12 protein-coding genes are annotated in these 17,548 nt (G+C 42.1%); 4 read left to right on the forward strand and 8 right to left on the reverse strand.

The genetic code is table 11. The annotated features are described in order from the left end of the window. The 4 genes from C0V77_RS20770 to C0V77_RS20785 all read left to right on the forward strand — a co-directional run bounded on the left by C0V77_RS20770 (window position 1) and on the right by C0V77_RS20785 (window position 4,854). Window positions 1–1,398 (forward strand): efflux transporter outer membrane subunit, encoded by a 1,398-nt coding sequence (locus C0V77_RS20770; protein ID WP_101728317.1) that lies wholly within the window; start codon window positions 1–3, stop codon window positions 1,396–1,398. Then, complete coding sequence (locus tag C0V77_RS20775) at window positions 1,399–2,514, forward strand: sensor histidine kinase (protein WP_101728318.1); 1,116 nt, start codon at window positions 1,399–1,401, stop codon at window positions 2,512–2,514. Continuing rightward, on the forward strand, window positions 2,511–3,266 hold the full coding sequence (locus C0V77_RS20780; RefSeq protein WP_101728319.1) for a LytTR family DNA-binding domain-containing protein: 756 nt from the start codon (window positions 2,511–2,513) through the stop codon (window positions 3,264–3,266). Before C0V77_RS20775 ends, C0V77_RS20780 begins: the two co-directional genes overlap by 4 nt. 547 nt (window positions 3,267–3,813) lie before the next feature. Further along, entirely contained in the window at window positions 3,814–4,854 is a 1,041-nt protein-coding gene (locus C0V77_RS20785) for a serine hydrolase (RefSeq protein WP_101728320.1), read from the forward strand. Window positions 4,855–5,109: 255 nt separating this feature from the next. On the opposite strand, the gene soxC is transcribed toward C0V77_RS20785, so the two are convergent. The 8 genes from soxC to C0V77_RS20825 all read right to left on the reverse strand — a co-directional run bounded on the left by soxC (window position 5,110) and on the right by C0V77_RS20825 (window position 17,342). Next, window positions 5,110–6,354, reverse strand: coding sequence for a sulfite dehydrogenase (gene soxC, locus C0V77_RS20790; RefSeq protein ID WP_409012805.1), 1,245 nt, complete (start codon window positions 6,352–6,354; stop codon window positions 5,110–5,112). 2 nt (window positions 6,355–6,356) lie between these two features. Further along, entirely contained in the window at window positions 6,357–6,983 is a 627-nt protein-coding gene (locus C0V77_RS20795) for a c-type cytochrome (protein ID WP_310587063.1), read from the reverse strand. A 38-nt stretch (window positions 6,984–7,021) separates the two neighbouring features. Next, window positions 7,022–8,671 carry a hypothetical protein gene (locus C0V77_RS20800; protein WP_229236339.1) on the reverse strand — a complete coding sequence of 550 codons (1,650 nt, stop codon included), beginning with the start codon at window positions 8,669–8,671 and terminating at the stop codon, window positions 7,022–7,024. 27 nt (window positions 8,672–8,698) lie between these two features. After that, window positions 8,699–10,042, reverse strand: a complete 1,344-nt coding sequence (locus tag C0V77_RS20805; RefSeq protein WP_101728362.1) for a hypothetical protein — start codon at window positions 10,040–10,042, stop codon at window positions 8,699–8,701. Window positions 10,043–10,132: 90 nt separating this feature from the next. Further along, on the reverse strand, window positions 10,133–11,470 hold the full coding sequence (locus C0V77_RS20810) for a RagB/SusD family nutrient uptake outer membrane protein (protein WP_101728322.1): 1,338 nt from the start codon (window positions 11,468–11,470) through the stop codon (window positions 10,133–10,135). A 25-nt stretch (window positions 11,471–11,495) separates the two neighbouring features. Then, a complete protein-coding gene (locus C0V77_RS20815; RefSeq protein WP_101728323.1) occupies window positions 11,496–14,537 on the reverse strand; it encodes a TonB-dependent receptor in 3,042 nt (1,013 codons plus the stop codon). A gap of 584 nt (window positions 14,538–15,121) precedes the next feature. Further along, window positions 15,122–16,477: a hypothetical protein gene (locus tag C0V77_RS20820; protein WP_101728324.1), complete on the reverse strand. Its 1,356-nt coding sequence runs from the start codon at window positions 16,475–16,477 to the stop codon at window positions 15,122–15,124. A 412-nt stretch (window positions 16,478–16,889) separates the two neighbouring features. Next, the gene (locus tag C0V77_RS20825) at window positions 16,890–17,342 is read right to left on the reverse strand and encodes a DinB family protein (RefSeq protein WP_101728325.1); all 453 of its coding nucleotides are present in this window, start codon (window positions 17,340–17,342) and stop codon (window positions 16,890–16,892) included. Window positions 17,343–17,548 lie beyond the last annotated feature (206 nt).

Consider the following 17,548-nt stretch of genomic DNA (forward strand, 5'->3'; position numbering starts at 1 on the left):
ATGAAAACACTCATCAAATATAGCATAGCCATTGGATTGGTTGCTGGCGTCTTGCAATCGTGCAAGGTAACCAAAGACTATGCCCGCCCGGAGCTGCGCCTTCCGGCGTCATTTGGTAATTCAATATCCGTAGCCGACAGCGTGGCCGAATTGCCCGCCTACCAGCAGTTTTTTTCAGATGTGTATCTGATAAGATTGCTTGACCAGGTGATGGAAAACAATCCTGATTTACTTGTGGCATCAGAACAGATGCTGGCTTCAGAAGCATCCTTAAAAAGTGTAAAACTCAATTATCTGCCAGATATTAACCTGCAGATTAACTCGGGTGCGCAGAGAATTTCAAAAAACAGTATGGTGGGGTCATTTGCTGGCAACCTTTTGTTTGAAGAATATAATCTGGCCACGGCTGTATCGTGGGATATTGACTTCTGGGGCAGGCTTAAAAGGCAACGTGAAGAGGCCCTGGCAAATTATCTGAGCCGTGCCGAAAACCGCCGGGCATTGCGGGTGCAATTGGTGGCCCTTACTGCTCAGGCTTACTATAATCTGCTTGGTCTGGACGAACAACTACGGATTACGCAAGCGGTGGAGAAAACCATGACGGAAACACTTGGTTTACTAAAAACACAATACTCTGTAGGAGACGCCACCTCGCTGGCAGTACAGCAATCAGCCGCACAATTGGCAGAAACCCGGGCATTAATTCCGGAAATAAAAGCCAGCATACAGGCGCAGGAAAATGCCCTGCGAACCTTAAGCGGCAATTACCCGGGTAACATTCAACGCTCGGGGGCATTGCAAGGCAGGGCCTTCAGAATAGATATTGATGCCGGTATTCCTGCCGGATTGTTAGCCAACCGCCCTGATGTAAAACAGCAGGAATTGCTTTTACAGGCCGCCAACGCAAGAATTGGCATAGCAAAAACAGCGTTTTACCCTGGTTTAATTGTTACGGGGCAAGGTGGGCTGAACGCAATTAAAGCAAGTACCTGGTTTTCAGTACCCGCTTCTCTGTTCGGAACCTTCTCCGCAGGTTTAACCCAGCCGGTTTTTAACAGGCGCAATATCAAATCTGCATACGAGCAGGCCGTGCATCAAAAAGAAGCAGCAGTGCATGAATTCCGGAAGTCTGTGCTGGTAGCGGTTGAAGAAGTAAGTACTTCTCTGGCCCATATCGACCAGATAAAAGTGCAGTTGGCAGAAGTAAACAACCGCAAAGCAGCTATGGAAAAGGCAATAGCTGATGCCCGGCTGCTCTATGCGGCCGGAGAAGCCAACTATCTGGAAGTGCTGGATGTTCAGCAACGCTACCTGCAAGCCAATTTGGCGTTTATTACTGTTACGCAAAAAGAAATAAATGCGTATATTGCCGCATACAAAGCCTTAGGAGGAAATTAAATGGAGAACCAGGAAACAACCCGAAGCAGCCTTTTCTGGAAACGTGTTTTCAATTGGAGTGGCGTGCCGGTTTCTTTGGCATTAGCTAATTTTATCCAGTATCTTCTTAACCCCAAAAGTAGTTGCTGGTATTTTTATGTAGAAGCCAAATGGTTTGAAATCGGTCTTAACATTGCCGGTGGTATTTTGATGTACGGTATTCTATTCTGGATAATCAGACTTATTTTCGGGTGGATTAATCAAAAAAATGTATTCAGAAATCACATGCTTCTGCATTTTCTCATCACTACCGGGGTGGTTATCTGTTGTATGTTCTTATTGCTATATCTTGAAAACGTGATTTATGATTGGAATTATCCGCAGACATCGACCGACAACCAGGAAAACGAGCAAAGTCTGAGAAGTTATCTGGTGGTTAATGTAGTAGTAGCGGCATTTGTAAACAGCTTTTACCATTCTTATTACTTCTTTGAACAATGGAAAGCTAAAGTAATTGAAAGTAGTAAATTGGAGTTGTTTTCTCATCAGTTGATAGAAAACGCCCTTCAGTCTGAATTGCAGATACTCAAGTTGCAACTTGACCCGCATTTTCTGTTCAATAATTTTAGCATACTAACCCAACTGATTGAAACCGACAAAAAAGCTGCTCAGGAATTTTTGGCAAACTTATCAAAGGTCTATCGGTATATTCTGGCCACCGGAAAAAAAGACGTAGTACCGCTGACAGAAGAACTGAAGTTTTTAGAGACCTATTTTCATCTTATAAAGATACGGCATGGCGAAACCATTCATTTAACGGCCAATATTTCAGATTCAGATAAAAGAAAGGGTATTCCGCCCGTAACCTTACAACTATTGCTGGAGAACGCCATCAAGCATAATATATCAACCATTAAACAGCCGTTGAATTTAACTATTGAAAGCGCAGAAGATGGTAAAATTGTAGTAAAAAACAACCTGCAGCCCATCAATATTGATTATAAAAGTACAGGAATGGGCTTAAAAAATATTTTGGAACGGTACCAGCTATTAGAAGGCAAAATACCGGAAATCACTAAAACGGCGTCTTCATTTGAAGTAAAACTGCCACTTTTAAATGTATTGGTTGCACAATGAATTACCTGATTATAGAAGACGAACAGCACAATGCCGAACTACTGAAAAGCATGGTAGAAAAGGTAGCCAGAAATGCTCTTTTACTGGCGATTCTACCTACTGTTCAAGAGAGTATAGAATGGCTGAATGCCAACCCGGCTCCGGATCTGATTTTTATGGATATCCGCTTGGCCGACGGTTTGTCTTTCGAAATATACAAAGAAGTAAAGATTGAGTCGCCTGTTATTTTTACAACGGCTTATGATGAATACGCCTTACGTGCCTTTAAGGTTTATGGTGCCGCTTACCTGTTGAAACCTGTGGCCAAAGAAGAGTTGGAAGAAGCCATAGAAAAAGTAAACGAATACCGTTCATTACTATCGGCGCAAGATGTGAATGGTATTTTTGATATTCTGCGAGCGCAGCAAAAAACATATAAAAGCAGGTTCCTGCTGCATTATCGCGAAACATACAAGGTTGTTTCGGTAAATGATATAGATTATATCTTTCTCGAACACAAGATTGTACATTTTAAGCTCCTTAATGGCTCAACTATTGCTGTTCCTTACACACTTGAGGAGCTGGAAGAACAACTAGACCCGGTTTTTTTCTTTCGGGTAAACAGGCAGTATATTATACATATTAACAGCATAGAAGGTATACACAAGTACTTTAGTGAGAAAGCCAAAATTGTATTGAAGAGTGATCGGAATGCAGAGGTAATTGTAAGCCGAAGCCGGATGCCGCAATTTAAACTGTGGCTTGGCGGATAAATAGTTATAAAAACTAAATGCCAGATTCCGGAGCCTAAAACACGACTGTAAATTTAACTGAGTCAGGTGAAAATTCAGTTAAAATGTTAATCTCAAATAAACCATGGGTTTATGATGCAAACAACCCAAGAATATGATTTTGCAAAATTAGAAAAAGAGGCTGTTACAGGCATAAGCTTTCAATGGAGAGAAAGGGATATTTGCTCCACTTCTTAAACAACTTTTACAGACACCTTTAGAGGTTGAGGTAGATGGTACTAGCCCGGGTGTTTTCCTGTTTAAGATTATCACCATCTTACTGAAAATTGCTACCGTTTCATCTTTAAAAAGGACACCTGTCAGCCGTTCAAAAAAACATATCCCATGCGCTACTTACCACTCATCTGTTTTCTGATAAACCGGGCTTCACTGTTTAATAATTCCAAAGTGTAAAATTCACTTTTTTGAGCCTAATTGCGCTTCTTCCTTGCTCTAATTGACATATAATGTATATATTTAGCATATTATGTAATAAACAAACACCGGAACAATAAACGATTACCATGTTATGAAAAAACTCCTGCTTTTTGTCTTTCTTCCCTGTTTCTCATTTGCGCAGATTGATAGTACTGATATCATTGTCAAAAAGATGATGGAGAAGCAAAAAATTGTTGGACTTTCGTTGGCTGTCATAAAAAATGGTCAGGCTATTGTAAATAAAGGTTACGGGCTGGCTAATGTAGAACTAAATGCACCGGTTACTTCTGAAACGGTAATCAGGCTGGGGTCGGTTAGTAAGCAGTTTTTTACAACCGCTGTCATGAAATTAGTGGAAGAAGGAAAACTAAGCATTGATGATTCGGTGCACAAGTTCTTTCCGGATGCGCCGGAAACCTGGCGACCTATCCAAATTAAACATCTGATGTCGCACACATCAGGCCTGCAAAGAGAAGCGCCGGCCTACGACAATTTTAAAATTCAACCTGATTTAGATGTTATCAGGTCTGCCTATAACTTACCGTTGGTTTTTAAAACCGGTGAAAAATACCAGTATTGCAATTTAGCATACTTTATGCTGGCTGAAATTATAAAACAGGTTAGTGGCAGGCCCTGGCAGGATTACATCCAAGAAAAATTATTTGTCCCTGCTGGCATGACCCATAGCTACCTGACAGATTTTTATCGGATTATCCCTAATCGCGCTGCTGGTTATATGCATAAACGCGACACCCTGATTAATGCAACAGCCATGCTTGGTATTAGGCCGAGTGGCGGATTTCTTTCCACTTCTTCTGATATGATTAATTGGGAGAAGGTGTTAAGCAAAAAGGATATTATTCTTAAAAAAGACAATTGGGAAAAGCTATGGGAGCCGTTCATTAAAACTACCGCCAGGGCTGAATCAAAGGAATACTATGGTTTTGGATGGTTAATAGATGAATACAAAGGGCATAAATTAATTGTCCATGGTGGTTCAAATATTGGCTTCAGGTCTGTGTTTGCACGTTTTGTAAATGACGGACTATCAATTATTATATTAACCAATACAGACGAAGCCAATCCACGTGCGATTGCAAACGCGCTTGCAGATTATTATTTCAGGAAATAGTGATTTTTAAACGGTTTCATACTGAACTATAAATTTTAAGAGAAGGTACAGGCACCAAACCAAGCTTTGCCACAACTGTTTTTGGTGGCTTTCAGGTTCTGTATATCTCTGTTAACCCATAATAGACGCGTCGGGGTCAACTTCTACCGAGGTTGGCACATTGTTTACGATAAATTCTATCCTCTTTGATACATTTTACGGTTATTGTATAGGGCATTTGGCTTCACTATATACAAACGAATGCCATGAATCTTTCTAACGGAGTATTTCCGGTTTAAACAAAACACGTCCGTCTGGTTTAATTTGCCAGGCTGTAACCGGGTTCATGTGGTAGCCACCTTCGCTGCCTCTGGCCTCAAATAACTGCTTTAATGTAGGCTGTGTATAGCCTGTTTCATCTGTTACTCTGCTCAGAATCTCAGTTTCCTGCCCTCTCCACTGCCATAAATGCCTGAACTGCACGTGTGCTTTGTCTAAAACGGGTTCGTTGAGTTGTGCCACCTGCCAGTTTTTACCGGCATCGGTGCTTACTTCAACTTTAATCACCTTTCCTCTGCCTGACCAGGCCAACCCCCGAATCTCTATCCAGCCTTTTTCAACCTGTTGCGGATACGCAGGAAAAGTAATAATAGAGCGCGCATCTATATCAAAACTGAAAATCCTGTATTTCCCGTCTTTAATGGGCTCGGTATATTTGGATGTTTCTTCTCTTGTGTAGTATGGAGCATCTGATAATTCCAGTCGGCGGAGCCACTTAACACTGGTGTTACCCTCCCAGCCGGGCAGAAAAAGCCTGACAGGAAAACCCTGCTCTGGTCTGAGCGGCTCTCCATTCTGAGCATAAGCCACTATGGCATCGTCCCATCCTTTTTTTACAGGAATACTACGGGTCATTACAGCAGCATCGCCACCTTCGGCCAGAAACCACGTGGCATTGGGTTTCGCCCCCACTTCTCTGAAAAGCGTTGAAAGTTTAACACCTGTCCACTCACTCTGGCTGGTTAGTCCACAAATATCCTGCGGTGTAAGATTTTCTTTCCCTCCTCTGAAATTTCCTGAACATTCTAAAAAAGCAATGCGTGAAACAGAAGGGAAACGCTTTAAATCAGCAATGGTAAAAACCAATGGTTTTTCCACCAATCCATGAATGAGTAATTCATGTTTGGTGGGGTCAATGGCTGGCACGCCCGCATGATGCCGTTCAAAATGCAGGTCTGATGGGGTAATCATTCCGTAAAAATCCTGCAGTGGCGACCTCGACGAAATATCAGAAAACTTTTTAACAGATTTCACAAAAGGCGAACGCGTTCCGACTTCACCCGCAAGGACACCTAATTTTTTGGTGGGGTCATCAACAACATTTTCCGGAATACCTTTTTGTATGGTTTGCCCTTTGGTTGTCTGTATAATGGCCACCGCTGCCGTAGCTGCACCACCCAGCAGTTTTCTTCTGGATATTTTCTTAGGAAACTCCTGCGTTATTTCAACAATCTTATCCATTTTCATCGGATTTCCGCCCCTCCTTTGCGGTCGTCAGGTATAAACAGCTTTCTGGCAGGCATCTCTATTTTAGAAAGGTTCTGGTCGTTAATTACAGTTTTTTCATCAATTATCTGGTTGGCATTTAATAAATAGGCTGTTAAATGATACACCTCTTCATTGCTTAGCGAGCCTGGCGCATTAAATGGCATTGCCCGGCGGATGTAATCAAAAACAGTGGTGGCATAAGGCCAGTAATTGCCAATCGTTTTTTCCTTACGGCCATTAGCAGGGGTTTTGCTGGTTACCAATGAACCATTTGGGCCACCGACTCCCCCTGTGCCATGGCAAGCCGCACATTTGTTATCAAAAATCAGTTTACCCCTGACGGCTATACCGGCACCAGCCGGTAAGCCTTTCCCATCGGGGCGAATGTCAATATCCAGCCGGTCAATATCCGCTTGTGATGCTTTTCTGCCAAAGCCAAATGTATCCGGGGTGGTATCGCTAAACATCTGCGTATTAGTAAAAACAGCAGCGGGCTTCCCGCTTTTTACGGTTGAATCGCCGGTATGATAACCCACCTTCAGAATAATGCCCCCAATTAGCGGAAACACCAGTTTTATGATTGTTTTTTGTGTATAAATCACTGTTTCTGATTTTAAAAAAATGCAAGTCGAACCGAATTTTAATCATACTTTCCGGCCTCAAGTGTACTACGGGAAAGCACATATTGTTTATTGAATCTGTCAAGCACTACCTTGATTGAATCTTTCTTTTCGTTAATACCAGATAAAACCACTCTGTTGCCACCGTTCAATACTGAATAATTCAATACCATCCGGTTACGTTTGGTAGGGCGACTTTCAGCCTCGATGCCTTTTGTGCGACGCGCTGAATAGGCAATTGGCTCAATTTTCTTTTCTTCCGACCCTATAATTGCTTTTGCTTCATCCGGTATCCAATTATCAGCCTTTGGTTTTTCTGTTCTTTTGGTTGGCCGGGCGGCAGTCCGGTTATCGCCTCCAAAGTCTGCCCTGTTACCTAAAAACTCGCGGCCTTCCTGCCTGTTACCACGGTTTTTATCTTGTAAATACAATACATGGTTTATGGTATCTGCTTCATAGTAAAATACACGCTGGCCACCAGCCACACCTGTCAATTCAAAAGTACGGTTGATGTCGCGCATCGGAGCACCTCCCCCATTCGACAAATCCAGCTCTACAGGTTTATTGGTTTTGAAAGTAAGCGTTGTCCATTTTTCAAAAGTGGCTTGTTGCCATCTGATAGAGTCTAAGGGTGAGTATGGAATAACCCGATTATTGATTCTGAACTCAGTTACATTATAGTTGCCCCGTAATTCTTTTATGCCCTTCAGGGCCGGTTGTTTGTATGGGTCATATAAAAAATTGACTACTGCCAGATAAAGAAACACAGGCAAAAACAGCACAATGGTAGCTGTTTTCAAAGAAATACGGGTGATTTTCTGCCATGCTTTTGAGAATACCGGATAATAAACCACCGGCACAGTATATTTCTCAAGAATCAGCAGATTGTAGATTTGCGGAATATAACCAACCAGCAAAAAGGCAGAAAACAGAACGAAATAGGAACTATATACATGCACTCCGCCATCATAAGCAAAATTGACATACACGATGTCTGCCAGCGCACCGAAAAGCAACACCGCCCCCCAGAATGTAGTGGCTCTGAAAAACAATAAAGCGCCTGCGGCTACCTCAACAACGCCTGTAAAAACCTCGTACCAGGGTACAATACCTATCGACAGCCAATAAATCTTCTGAAGTGTCAAATCTCCGAAATTGGTGTTCAGAATACCCCATGACGGATATGGCAACTGAGTGGGTGTCAATTTTGTAAAACCAAATCCGATAATGCCAATACCAGCCCGATAACGCACTATCACATTGAGCCAATAATATAATCGATTATACCCGGCAGGTTCAATTTTTCTGTATTTAGCAATGGCCGTCCAGACAAGACCCACTACCACCGCAAAAATGAGCGTTATTACCCAAATGGCATAACCATTCAGAGTAGACCCAAAAATCCGGTTGCCAAAAATATTAAGACCCGAGCCAAAACGTGCAATATCATATAAATCGCGGTAGTGGAGGTGCAGCCAGTTGAAATTAAAAATTTCCTTATACCAGTCTGTGCTATTAGGCAAGCTCATGGCAATAAAAAACACGAACGCAATGCGAAATGCTATTTTCTGCCAGTTTTGCCATGGTTTATATGTATTGTCTTTTGATTTTCTCTCAGGTAATTCTTCTCTCAAATCTCCCTGAACTATCTTTAGGTTTGAATCAGACATAATTTTGATGCTTTATGAGGTTGAGAATTATAATTTGAGCGCATTTCTACGACCAGCTTTTTTGGCTTCAATTGTAAGATACTTTTTATTGATTTTATGTAGCACCGCATAAACAGAATCCTTGCCGGCACTTAAGCCAGTCAAAACAATTGTGGAGTCGTTCTTTTTTTGAAACGACAGCACCAATTGGTCGCCAGGATAATGTCTGTTCCGATTTTTCAGCCTTACAATTGATTGGGTCGAGTCAAAATCATAACTGTAATAGTGCCGCCCCTGAGTGCCTGCCAATTCATAAATTCGGTCTTTGTCATCTGCATAGATTTCTTCTGTGACCAGATTTTCTAACACAACCGCCTTGTTTGATTGAATACTAAGGGTATTCCACTTTTCAAAAACCACGCTCTGCCAACGGGTAGAGTCAGTTCTGGAGTATGGTAAAAGCTGGCCATTCCATCTGAACTCACTTACGTTATAAAGGCCGCTTGTTTGTTCAATTCCTTTCTTTTCGGGAAAATGGTATCCGCCTTTTTTATACCCTGCATAGGTTTTGGCACCATACAACACCACAAAAAACAATATAAAGACTGATTTTAAACTCAGCCGGTATGGTTTCCATTTTTTATCAAAAACAGGCTGATAGTGGTTTGGCTGAACAGGCTTTTGAAGCGACAACAGATTAAACAGTCGTACCGCATCAAAAGCAAACAGATAGAGCGCAAGTCTAACCAGATAAAAAGCATATACATATTCGCCGCCTTCATAAGCAATATTTGAAATGGCAATATTGCCCGTAAAAGGCAGAATAATAAAGGTGGCTATTGTAGCAGTTTTGCGATTGAGCAAAAGCAAGCCGCTGATAACTTCTACTAACCCTAAAAACGACTGATAGTCTGGTACAACCCCCAAACCAAGAGAGAACAGTTTCCAGGCGGTAAAGTCGCCGTAATTGGTATTGAGATTACTGATAGAAGGAAAGGGGGCCTGAATAGGGAAAAACTTAAGGAAACCATAGGTTATTACACCCGCTGCCAGCCGATAGCGCACCAATACTCTTAACCAATAATAGAGTTTGTCATAATTAATTGGTTTAGCATAAGCCTTGCCCCATAGCAATGTACCTGCGGTAGCCAGAAGTGCAATAATTATCCAGTTAAGGAAGCTGTCATGGCCGGTAAAAGAAGGAGAATACCTGGACAGGTAGAAGATATCGCGGTATTGCACATGCAACCAGTTGATTGAAAAAAGGTGTCTGAAAAACCGAATGTCTAGGGGCAATACCTGCAAAAAGAAATAAATGGCAAAAAACCTGAAAATGGTTTTTTCCTTGTTACTCCAATTCGTTTGCGAGTTTAGTTCAAGAATATTAGACATAGAATATTTTGTTTTGGTAAGTGTCTTAAAAACCAAAGGAGTAATCCGGCCGGTAGCCAATACAGGTTTACCGGCCGGAGTAAGTTTAAATCAATAGCCCGGGTTTTGGGTAAGCGCTTTATCAATCTGAATTTCTCCAACCGGAATGGGCAGCAAGAGTCGGTTTGGGTCGGTTACATTAAAAACCTGCGGTGCACGACCAGTACGTACCACATCAAACCAACGGTGTGGCTCAAGGGCAAACTCTATTCTTCTTTCATTTTCAACAGCAAGCAAAAGTGCATCTTTTGTAGAGGCGGTGCTGGGCTCTATTGCTGCGCGGTCACGTATGGCGTTCAGGTCTGCCAATCCATCTGTTATTTTGCCCAGATTGGCTCTTGCTTCCGAACGAATCAGATACAGCTCGGCAATGCGGAAAATATAGCTCGGGTCGGTGGCGGGTGTACGGTAATACAAGTTGCCATACCAGCGATTCTGATTATCTTTTGCTACCAATGCACTACGGCCCCCGCCAATTTTAGGGTCGTTTAGCAAGGTTATCAGGGCATCATTCGGAGCCCATTGGCGAGTACCTCCGTTGGTTTGGGGTTGCCATTGCCCCCGATGCGTGTTAGGTTCATTGGCACTGTAGAAAATTTCAAAGACTGACTCCTGCGTACCGCGGGCATCATTGGCAAAAAAAGAACTGTATGGTTTTACTAATTTATAGTTCGTATCACTAATCAGTTTTGAAGCATATTCTTCTGCTTTAGCCCATTCTTTCAGATAAAGATGCAAACGCGCACGCAAGGCCCATACGGTTTTGCGTGTAGCCCGGTAACGGTCCGTAGTTAAAGGAAGCAACGGTTCAGCCGTTTCAAGGTCTTTCAGCACCAAAGCGTATGTATCGGCCTGGCTACTTCTGGTCACACCTTTATTCTCAGTCGGTGCGGCAGTTGGTTTAGTAATCAAAGGAACGCCTCCCCAGGTACGAGCCAGATCAAAATAAGACAAAGCCCGTATAAAATAAGCTTCACCAACAATCTGATTTTTAAGCGTCTCTGTCAGAAGCGGGTCTGTTACTGCAGGTACCTTGGCAATTACATTATTGGCGCGATTGATGGTACGGTAGATGGCTGTCCAGGCTCCGGAGATGGTTGAGTTTTCAGGTTGCACTTTTTTATTGATAAATTCCTGCACCTGCGACTGTGAGCCCGTCCATTGAATATTATCACCGGATAAATAGCCTATTGACTGGAAAGTTGTACCATAATAACTGCCATTACTTAATGCCGAGTACACGCCCCGTATAGCTGTTTCGGCAGAAGTTTTATCAAAAATGGTTTGGGTATCAGAAATAGATTCCAGAGGTTTTACATCCAGAAAATTACTGCAGGATGCGCTCAGCGTAAGTATTCCTGCAGATAGAATATATTTTAATGATTTCATTTCCTTTAGTTTTGGTTATCAGTTTTTAGAATGTAAGGCTCAAGCCGGCCTGAAAACTACGTGGCTGTGGAGGCGTACCCAAATCAATACCCTGTGCGTTCTGGTCACTGCTCGCGCTTGACTCCGGGTCTAAACCTGTGTATTTGGTTAAAAGGAATAAATTTGTGCCGTTCAGATACACTTTCAGGTTGTCTGCCTTTAGCCTGGCAGCCACTGCTTTAGGGAAATTGTAAGCCAGATTCAGGCTGCGGAGACGTAAGAAGGAGCCGTCTTCCAGCCAGCGGCTTCCGCCGTCACGATAATTGTTTACATTCACGCCGTCTGGTCTGGGCACATCTGTAATATCGCCGGGTTTTTGCCATCTGGCATTGTTACTGGCAAAAATCACACGGGCTGCATCTCTGGCACCGCCGCCTTCACCAAAAAACTTATTGTGGTTATATACCTTATTGCCATACTGGAAAGCCAAGAATGCAGATAATTCAAAACCTTTATAACTGAAATTATTAGTAAAACCACCAAAGAATTTAGGCCAGATACTGCCTATAATCTGGCGGTCGGCAACGGTAATTTGGCCGTCTTTATTTACATCTTCATAGACTACGTTGCCTGTCTGAGAATCAACATATAACTGCTTGTAAACCCAGAAAGAATAAAGAGGAGTACCTTGTTGTTGTAGAATTAATTCGCGGCTGCCATAGCGGAGCGGATTCTCAAGCTTTTCTATTTTATTGATATTCTGCGCTATGTTCAGGTTACTTGTCCATCTGAAACCCCCTTCCTCGTAGTTAATGGTGTTGATATTCAGCTCAAAGCCTTTATTACTGATTTCGGCGGCATTGCTCCAGTAACTGCCAAAACCGGTAGTGCTTGGCAAAGCCAGTTGAAGCAGCCCATCGCGTGTGTATTTGGTGTAATAGTTAAGCTCAAAGCCAATTCTGCCATTCAGAATGGCGGCATCCAGACCTACGTTAAACTGATTGGTTCGTTCCCACTTCAAATCAGGATTGGCTAATTGCTGCGGAGCGATGCCGGGGCTACCCTGATAAGATGCTCCGCCTGTCCAGAGTCCCTGAGCAGCAAAGTTGCCTATACCGTTCTGGTTACCTACAATACCGTAACTGGTGCGGAGTTTCAGGTCTGTCAGGAAGGACAGGTCTTTGAGGAAGTCTTCCTGTTTGATACGCCAGGCAGCACCTACGGCAGGGAAATACCCCCATTTGCGGTCATTACCAAATCTTGAGGAGCCGTCGGCTCTTACACTAAAGTTAATGAGGTATTTACCATTAAAGGCATAATCTGCTTTGGCAAAGAAAGAGGCCAGCGTGCTTTTACTCCAACTTTGTGAACTGGTAGTTGTAGCTGCCGAAGAAATGATTTTAAATGAATTATTGGCAAATCCACGGCCTTCGGCATAGGTTCTGGTGAGTACATCGCTTTGGAGAGTATTACCGACAACGACACCCAATGAATGTTTTTTACCTATTTTGTGGCGATACGTAAGTGTCTGTTCATTTAATAATGACGTGAACTGACTTATTGAAGAAGTGGCAAGGCCACCCTGAGCGCCCAGAAGAAGGAAAGTATTCCAATACTCAGACTCGTTGTAGTTATTATAATCTACACCCCAACTCGAACGAAGTTTCAGATTAGGCAATAGTTCGGCTTCTGCATATAAGTTGCCTATGTATCTGAGGCTGGTTGAGTGTACATCATAGTTTTGCAGCAGTAGTGTAAGGTTGTCAAACCCTGCCCTGCCAACCAGAACGCCGTTTTCGGTTGGAGAAAGATATGTTGGTGTATGCAAAGCTGCCTGCAGCAAGCCCCCTTGCGGGCCATCACCCGCCCGCGCCTGATTGCGATAGGTACGGCTGAATGAATTGCTTACGCCTATCTGAACTTTGTCGTTTATCTTCTGATCGAGATTTACTTTAAAGCTTGCCCTGTTAAAAGTAATTGGCCTTAAGATAGACTCCTGAGCATTGTATCCACCACCTATATAGTACTTTGTTGTTTTTGTGCCACCAACCAACGAGATATCATAGTTCTGCAAAGTTGCTGTTCGAAAAGCTTCGCTCAAGCGGTCGTAGGTTTGCTGTTCTTCCGGAAGCCCCCGCCCGCCTTCTGAAACCGGCCTGAATGGCCGATTGGCAAAAGTTCTGTTTAATGATGGCGTGTCTTTTCCTGTGTTTATCCACCATTCGTTTACAAGCTGGGCGTGTTCAGGCCCTGTAGTTAGCTCCCAGAGTTTAATTGCTTTGGCCTGCCCGTAGCTTACGTTGAAATTAACCTTGGGGGCCTGTTCAAAATTCCCTCTTTTGGTGGTAATCAAAATAACCCCGTTGGCTCCTCTTGACCCATACAATGCGGTTGCTTCGGCATCTTTTAAAACTTCAATACTCTGTATATCGACCGGATTAAGATCTGCAATGGGCGAAGTAGATTTGCCGCCGGTGCTGATTGTCTGTAAACTATTGCTATTTACAAAAACACCGTCAATAACATACAGAGGGTCGTTATCGGCATTAATTGAGGTGGCGCCACGTACCCTTACGTTTACTGTTTCGCCGGGTACGCCGGTGGGTGAAGAAATCTGCACACCAGACACCTTTCCCTGAAGCTGGGCATCAATGCTGCCGACAGGTATCGCATTGACTTCGGCGGGGTCTACTTTGGTAATTGAGCCAATCAGGTTTTTGCGTTCCTGAGTACCATAACCAACCACAACAATTTCGTTCAATTGTTGTGCATTGGTCTTCAACGGCACAATAATGGTGCTTGTTGAAGCCAAAATTTCTAGGGGCTCATACCCAATAAAATTTACAACTAGTGTATAGGGGAATTTCTGGCCGGTTTTGAAGTAAAATTTGCCATCAACATCAGTAATGACTCCATGGGTAGTTCCCTTAATTTGCACAGATGCACCAATGAGTGGCTCTTTGGTTTTTTCGTCAATTACCCTCCCGGAAAGCGTAGAATTAATGGTTGCATCTGATTGCTGGGCCAAAGCTACCGAAGGAATCAGCAGAATAGCCAGCAAAAACTGTACAAGTACGTTTTTTTTCATTTACTTTGTAATGGTTAAATTAAACAATTAGGTACCTGGCCGATTGCATCGCAATCGCCACAATCATGTCGCAATGAGCCTTTGTTTTGACCAGCCACTCTTGTTCCCGCAAGAGTGGCATTTTTAGGCTTTTTCTTGTCTTTTGCCTTTCAGCATATCATCAATCAATACTTTACTTTTCCTGCCTTGAGTAACTACTTTTGTAAAAAGAGAAGTAATTATTTATTGAAATAGATACAGCTTTAAGCAACTGAAACAAAACTAATATTATTATATATAATCTACCAAATAAGTAGACTAATATTTTTTGTTATATTTGTTTTATTCTACTTTATCTACACATACTACAAAAACAAATGGTCGTTAATTCGTAGAAGCCTGTTGATTATATACTGTTACTGATTTATAGTGATGGCACGACCCAGAATGGCTAGAATACGGATAAGCCTAACTTCATTGAAAATACAATTACATATAAGGCAAAAAAAGACAGGCTAAATGGCGTAAGAAAGGAAGCTACGACCCTATGCTTCTGGATTTCCAACTCGTTTATACGCAAAGGCGTTGAAGAAAGAAACAGCGAATTAATTAGGGCTGGCCTCCTTAAAAAATATTCTTTCGTTGCCATAGGTAGTTATTCCATTTGCAACAACAAAAGCACGATAGATATATAAAGTACCTGCATTCAGGTTTGTGGCGTCAATAGAAAATGTGGCCGGAAAAGCCGTTGGACTACCTTGAATGGTAGCTCCTGAAATACAAGTTATAGGTAAGGTATTTGAAAAGTCGTTGATATAAAACCAACAAACACCGTATTCAGTAATTGCATAATTACCTCTGGTGTTAATAGTACCATTTAATTTTTGGGAGGTCGCCGAAATATGCGTGGCATTTCCGGTAGTTAAAGTAGGAAAACCCTCTGTTTCGAGTTTATAAGTTTTTATGTCTCCATAGCTTACTACCCCATTAGATATAACATAAGCCCTGTAAAAAATCTCTATATTGCTATTTAAACTATAAATGTTTACCGAAAATGTCTTTGGGAAAATCATTATGCTATCGGGTATTTTTGCTTTAGAATGCTCAGTTGTTGGTGTTGAAAATCTTTGCGACCAACAAATGCCATATTCGGTGATATCAGCAGAATTTCCGCCCGATTCAACTACTCCGTTAATTTTAACAGAAGTGGTAGAAGTTGTGGTGGCATCCAGGGTTTTTATAGTTGGCTGCGTTATGGCTAAAGTATTGAATTTCAGAGCGTCACCATAGGTAGTTACGCCATTGGAAACAACAAATGCGCGAAAATAATAAGCTGTATTTGGTGTCAAATTAGTTGCATCTACGGTATAAATCGTAGGAAAAACACTAATATTAGTTTTACCTGATTTCGAATCGGTTGTTGTTGGAAGGTTGTTGGTCGACGACCAGCAAATGCCGTACTCGCTTACATCAAAAGAGCCTTTTGTTTCTACAATTCCTCTTAATTTTGCACTAGTTGTAAAAACCAGAATGACGGCATCAGTTTTTATAGCAGGTTGAATAACATCAGCAGTTTTGAAGGTCATGACAGGTCCAAAAACTGTTCCGGAAGCAATTACAGAATAAGACCTTGCAAAATAATTAGTGCTTGGTTTTAGGCCTTTCACAACGTCTGAAAATTTTATGGACGCAACCTTCGGGTCCGATACCGCTCCATGAGCTATTCTTGAATCTGCCAAAGTGGGGGTTGCGTTGGTTTCAGAATAAACAAAACCATAATCAGAAATAGATTGATTGCCAACATTGCTAATTGCGCATGAAAGCAGCACCGAAGCAAAGGTTGTTTCAGCAACCGTAATGGTGTCTAAAGTTGGAGGGACAGGTACAATTTCTTTGGTTTTGCAAGAGCTAATTACAGTCAGGCTTAAGACAGTAACTAATATTGGGAAAGTCTTTTTCATGAGTACCGAATAATATTGGTTAAATACAAGTGAGTGGCTTATGCCTAAACAATTACAGCATCAGGTATGATTTTGGGAGTTCACCGGTATAATATTATTTTACGTTACGCAGCAGCAAGCCGTAGTTTTGGATTATTTGGTATGTACCATCTCACCCTTCGATGCCCCCTTTCATTAGTACTTCTTTTTTCTGCCTGATTTTATACATATTAACTTTTCTGTGGTAAGCCTTGCCAAAAAAATAGCAGAAAAAACGCATTGCTGCCATATTAAACCTTGCATTGTTTTCTTCCAGCCCGGCCTAACATCCAACCTTGCAAGTTTCAGCTTTAAACTGATTCAATTGACTCTTTTTAAGAACCCGCTAAAAGCTATTTCAATTTTGTGCTGGTATTACTCGTGTCTGAATGCCTCATAAAACTCCATACTTTACAACGATAGCCAACTGACCTGCATGATAGGATGTATGTGAGATAATGCGACCTAATGCCTCAATTTTTGTTTTTGTTCCAAACTCTTTGGTGGTGATGAGTTCATCCCAATCTGAATCCTGCTGTGCTAAGATGGCCTCTTCTAACATCTGACATGCATATTGCTGGTATTGCAGCAATTCTGCTAAATCTGTCCATTCGCCGGTATCTTTCTGGTCAATCACTGTCTTTGCAACAACCTTTACTTCGTTGTATTTGAACACATTTTTAGCGAAGAGCAGCTCAACGTCTGCAATATGGCGAATCAGAAAGCCGGCAGAATTGGGGGAATCCCCAAGCTTTTTCAAAAGGTCTGTTCCAGTTATTTGCTTGAATTGATTTGAAAGTCTGGTTCGGGCTTCAAGCCATTGCGTGTACAATTGTTGCGTCAACATTTCAGTAGCCAGTTAAATTACGGTACAATAGTAACTTATCGTAAGCTCTAAAACTATGATGGTAAGCATAATTGGTGTGTTTCGGGTAAAAACTCACAGCTTAGGAATGCTGCAAATTGCGGCAGGTAGCCCGCAATAATCGCATACGGTCGCGCGGATTAATTTTTCAATTCTCCACAGCAATATCCATTAATCCTCCTTCAGGA

This window comes from Emticicia sp. TH156, from assembly GCF_002855535.1.
GTDB lineage: Bacteria > Bacteroidota > Bacteroidia > Cytophagales > Spirosomataceae > Emticicia > Emticicia fluvialis.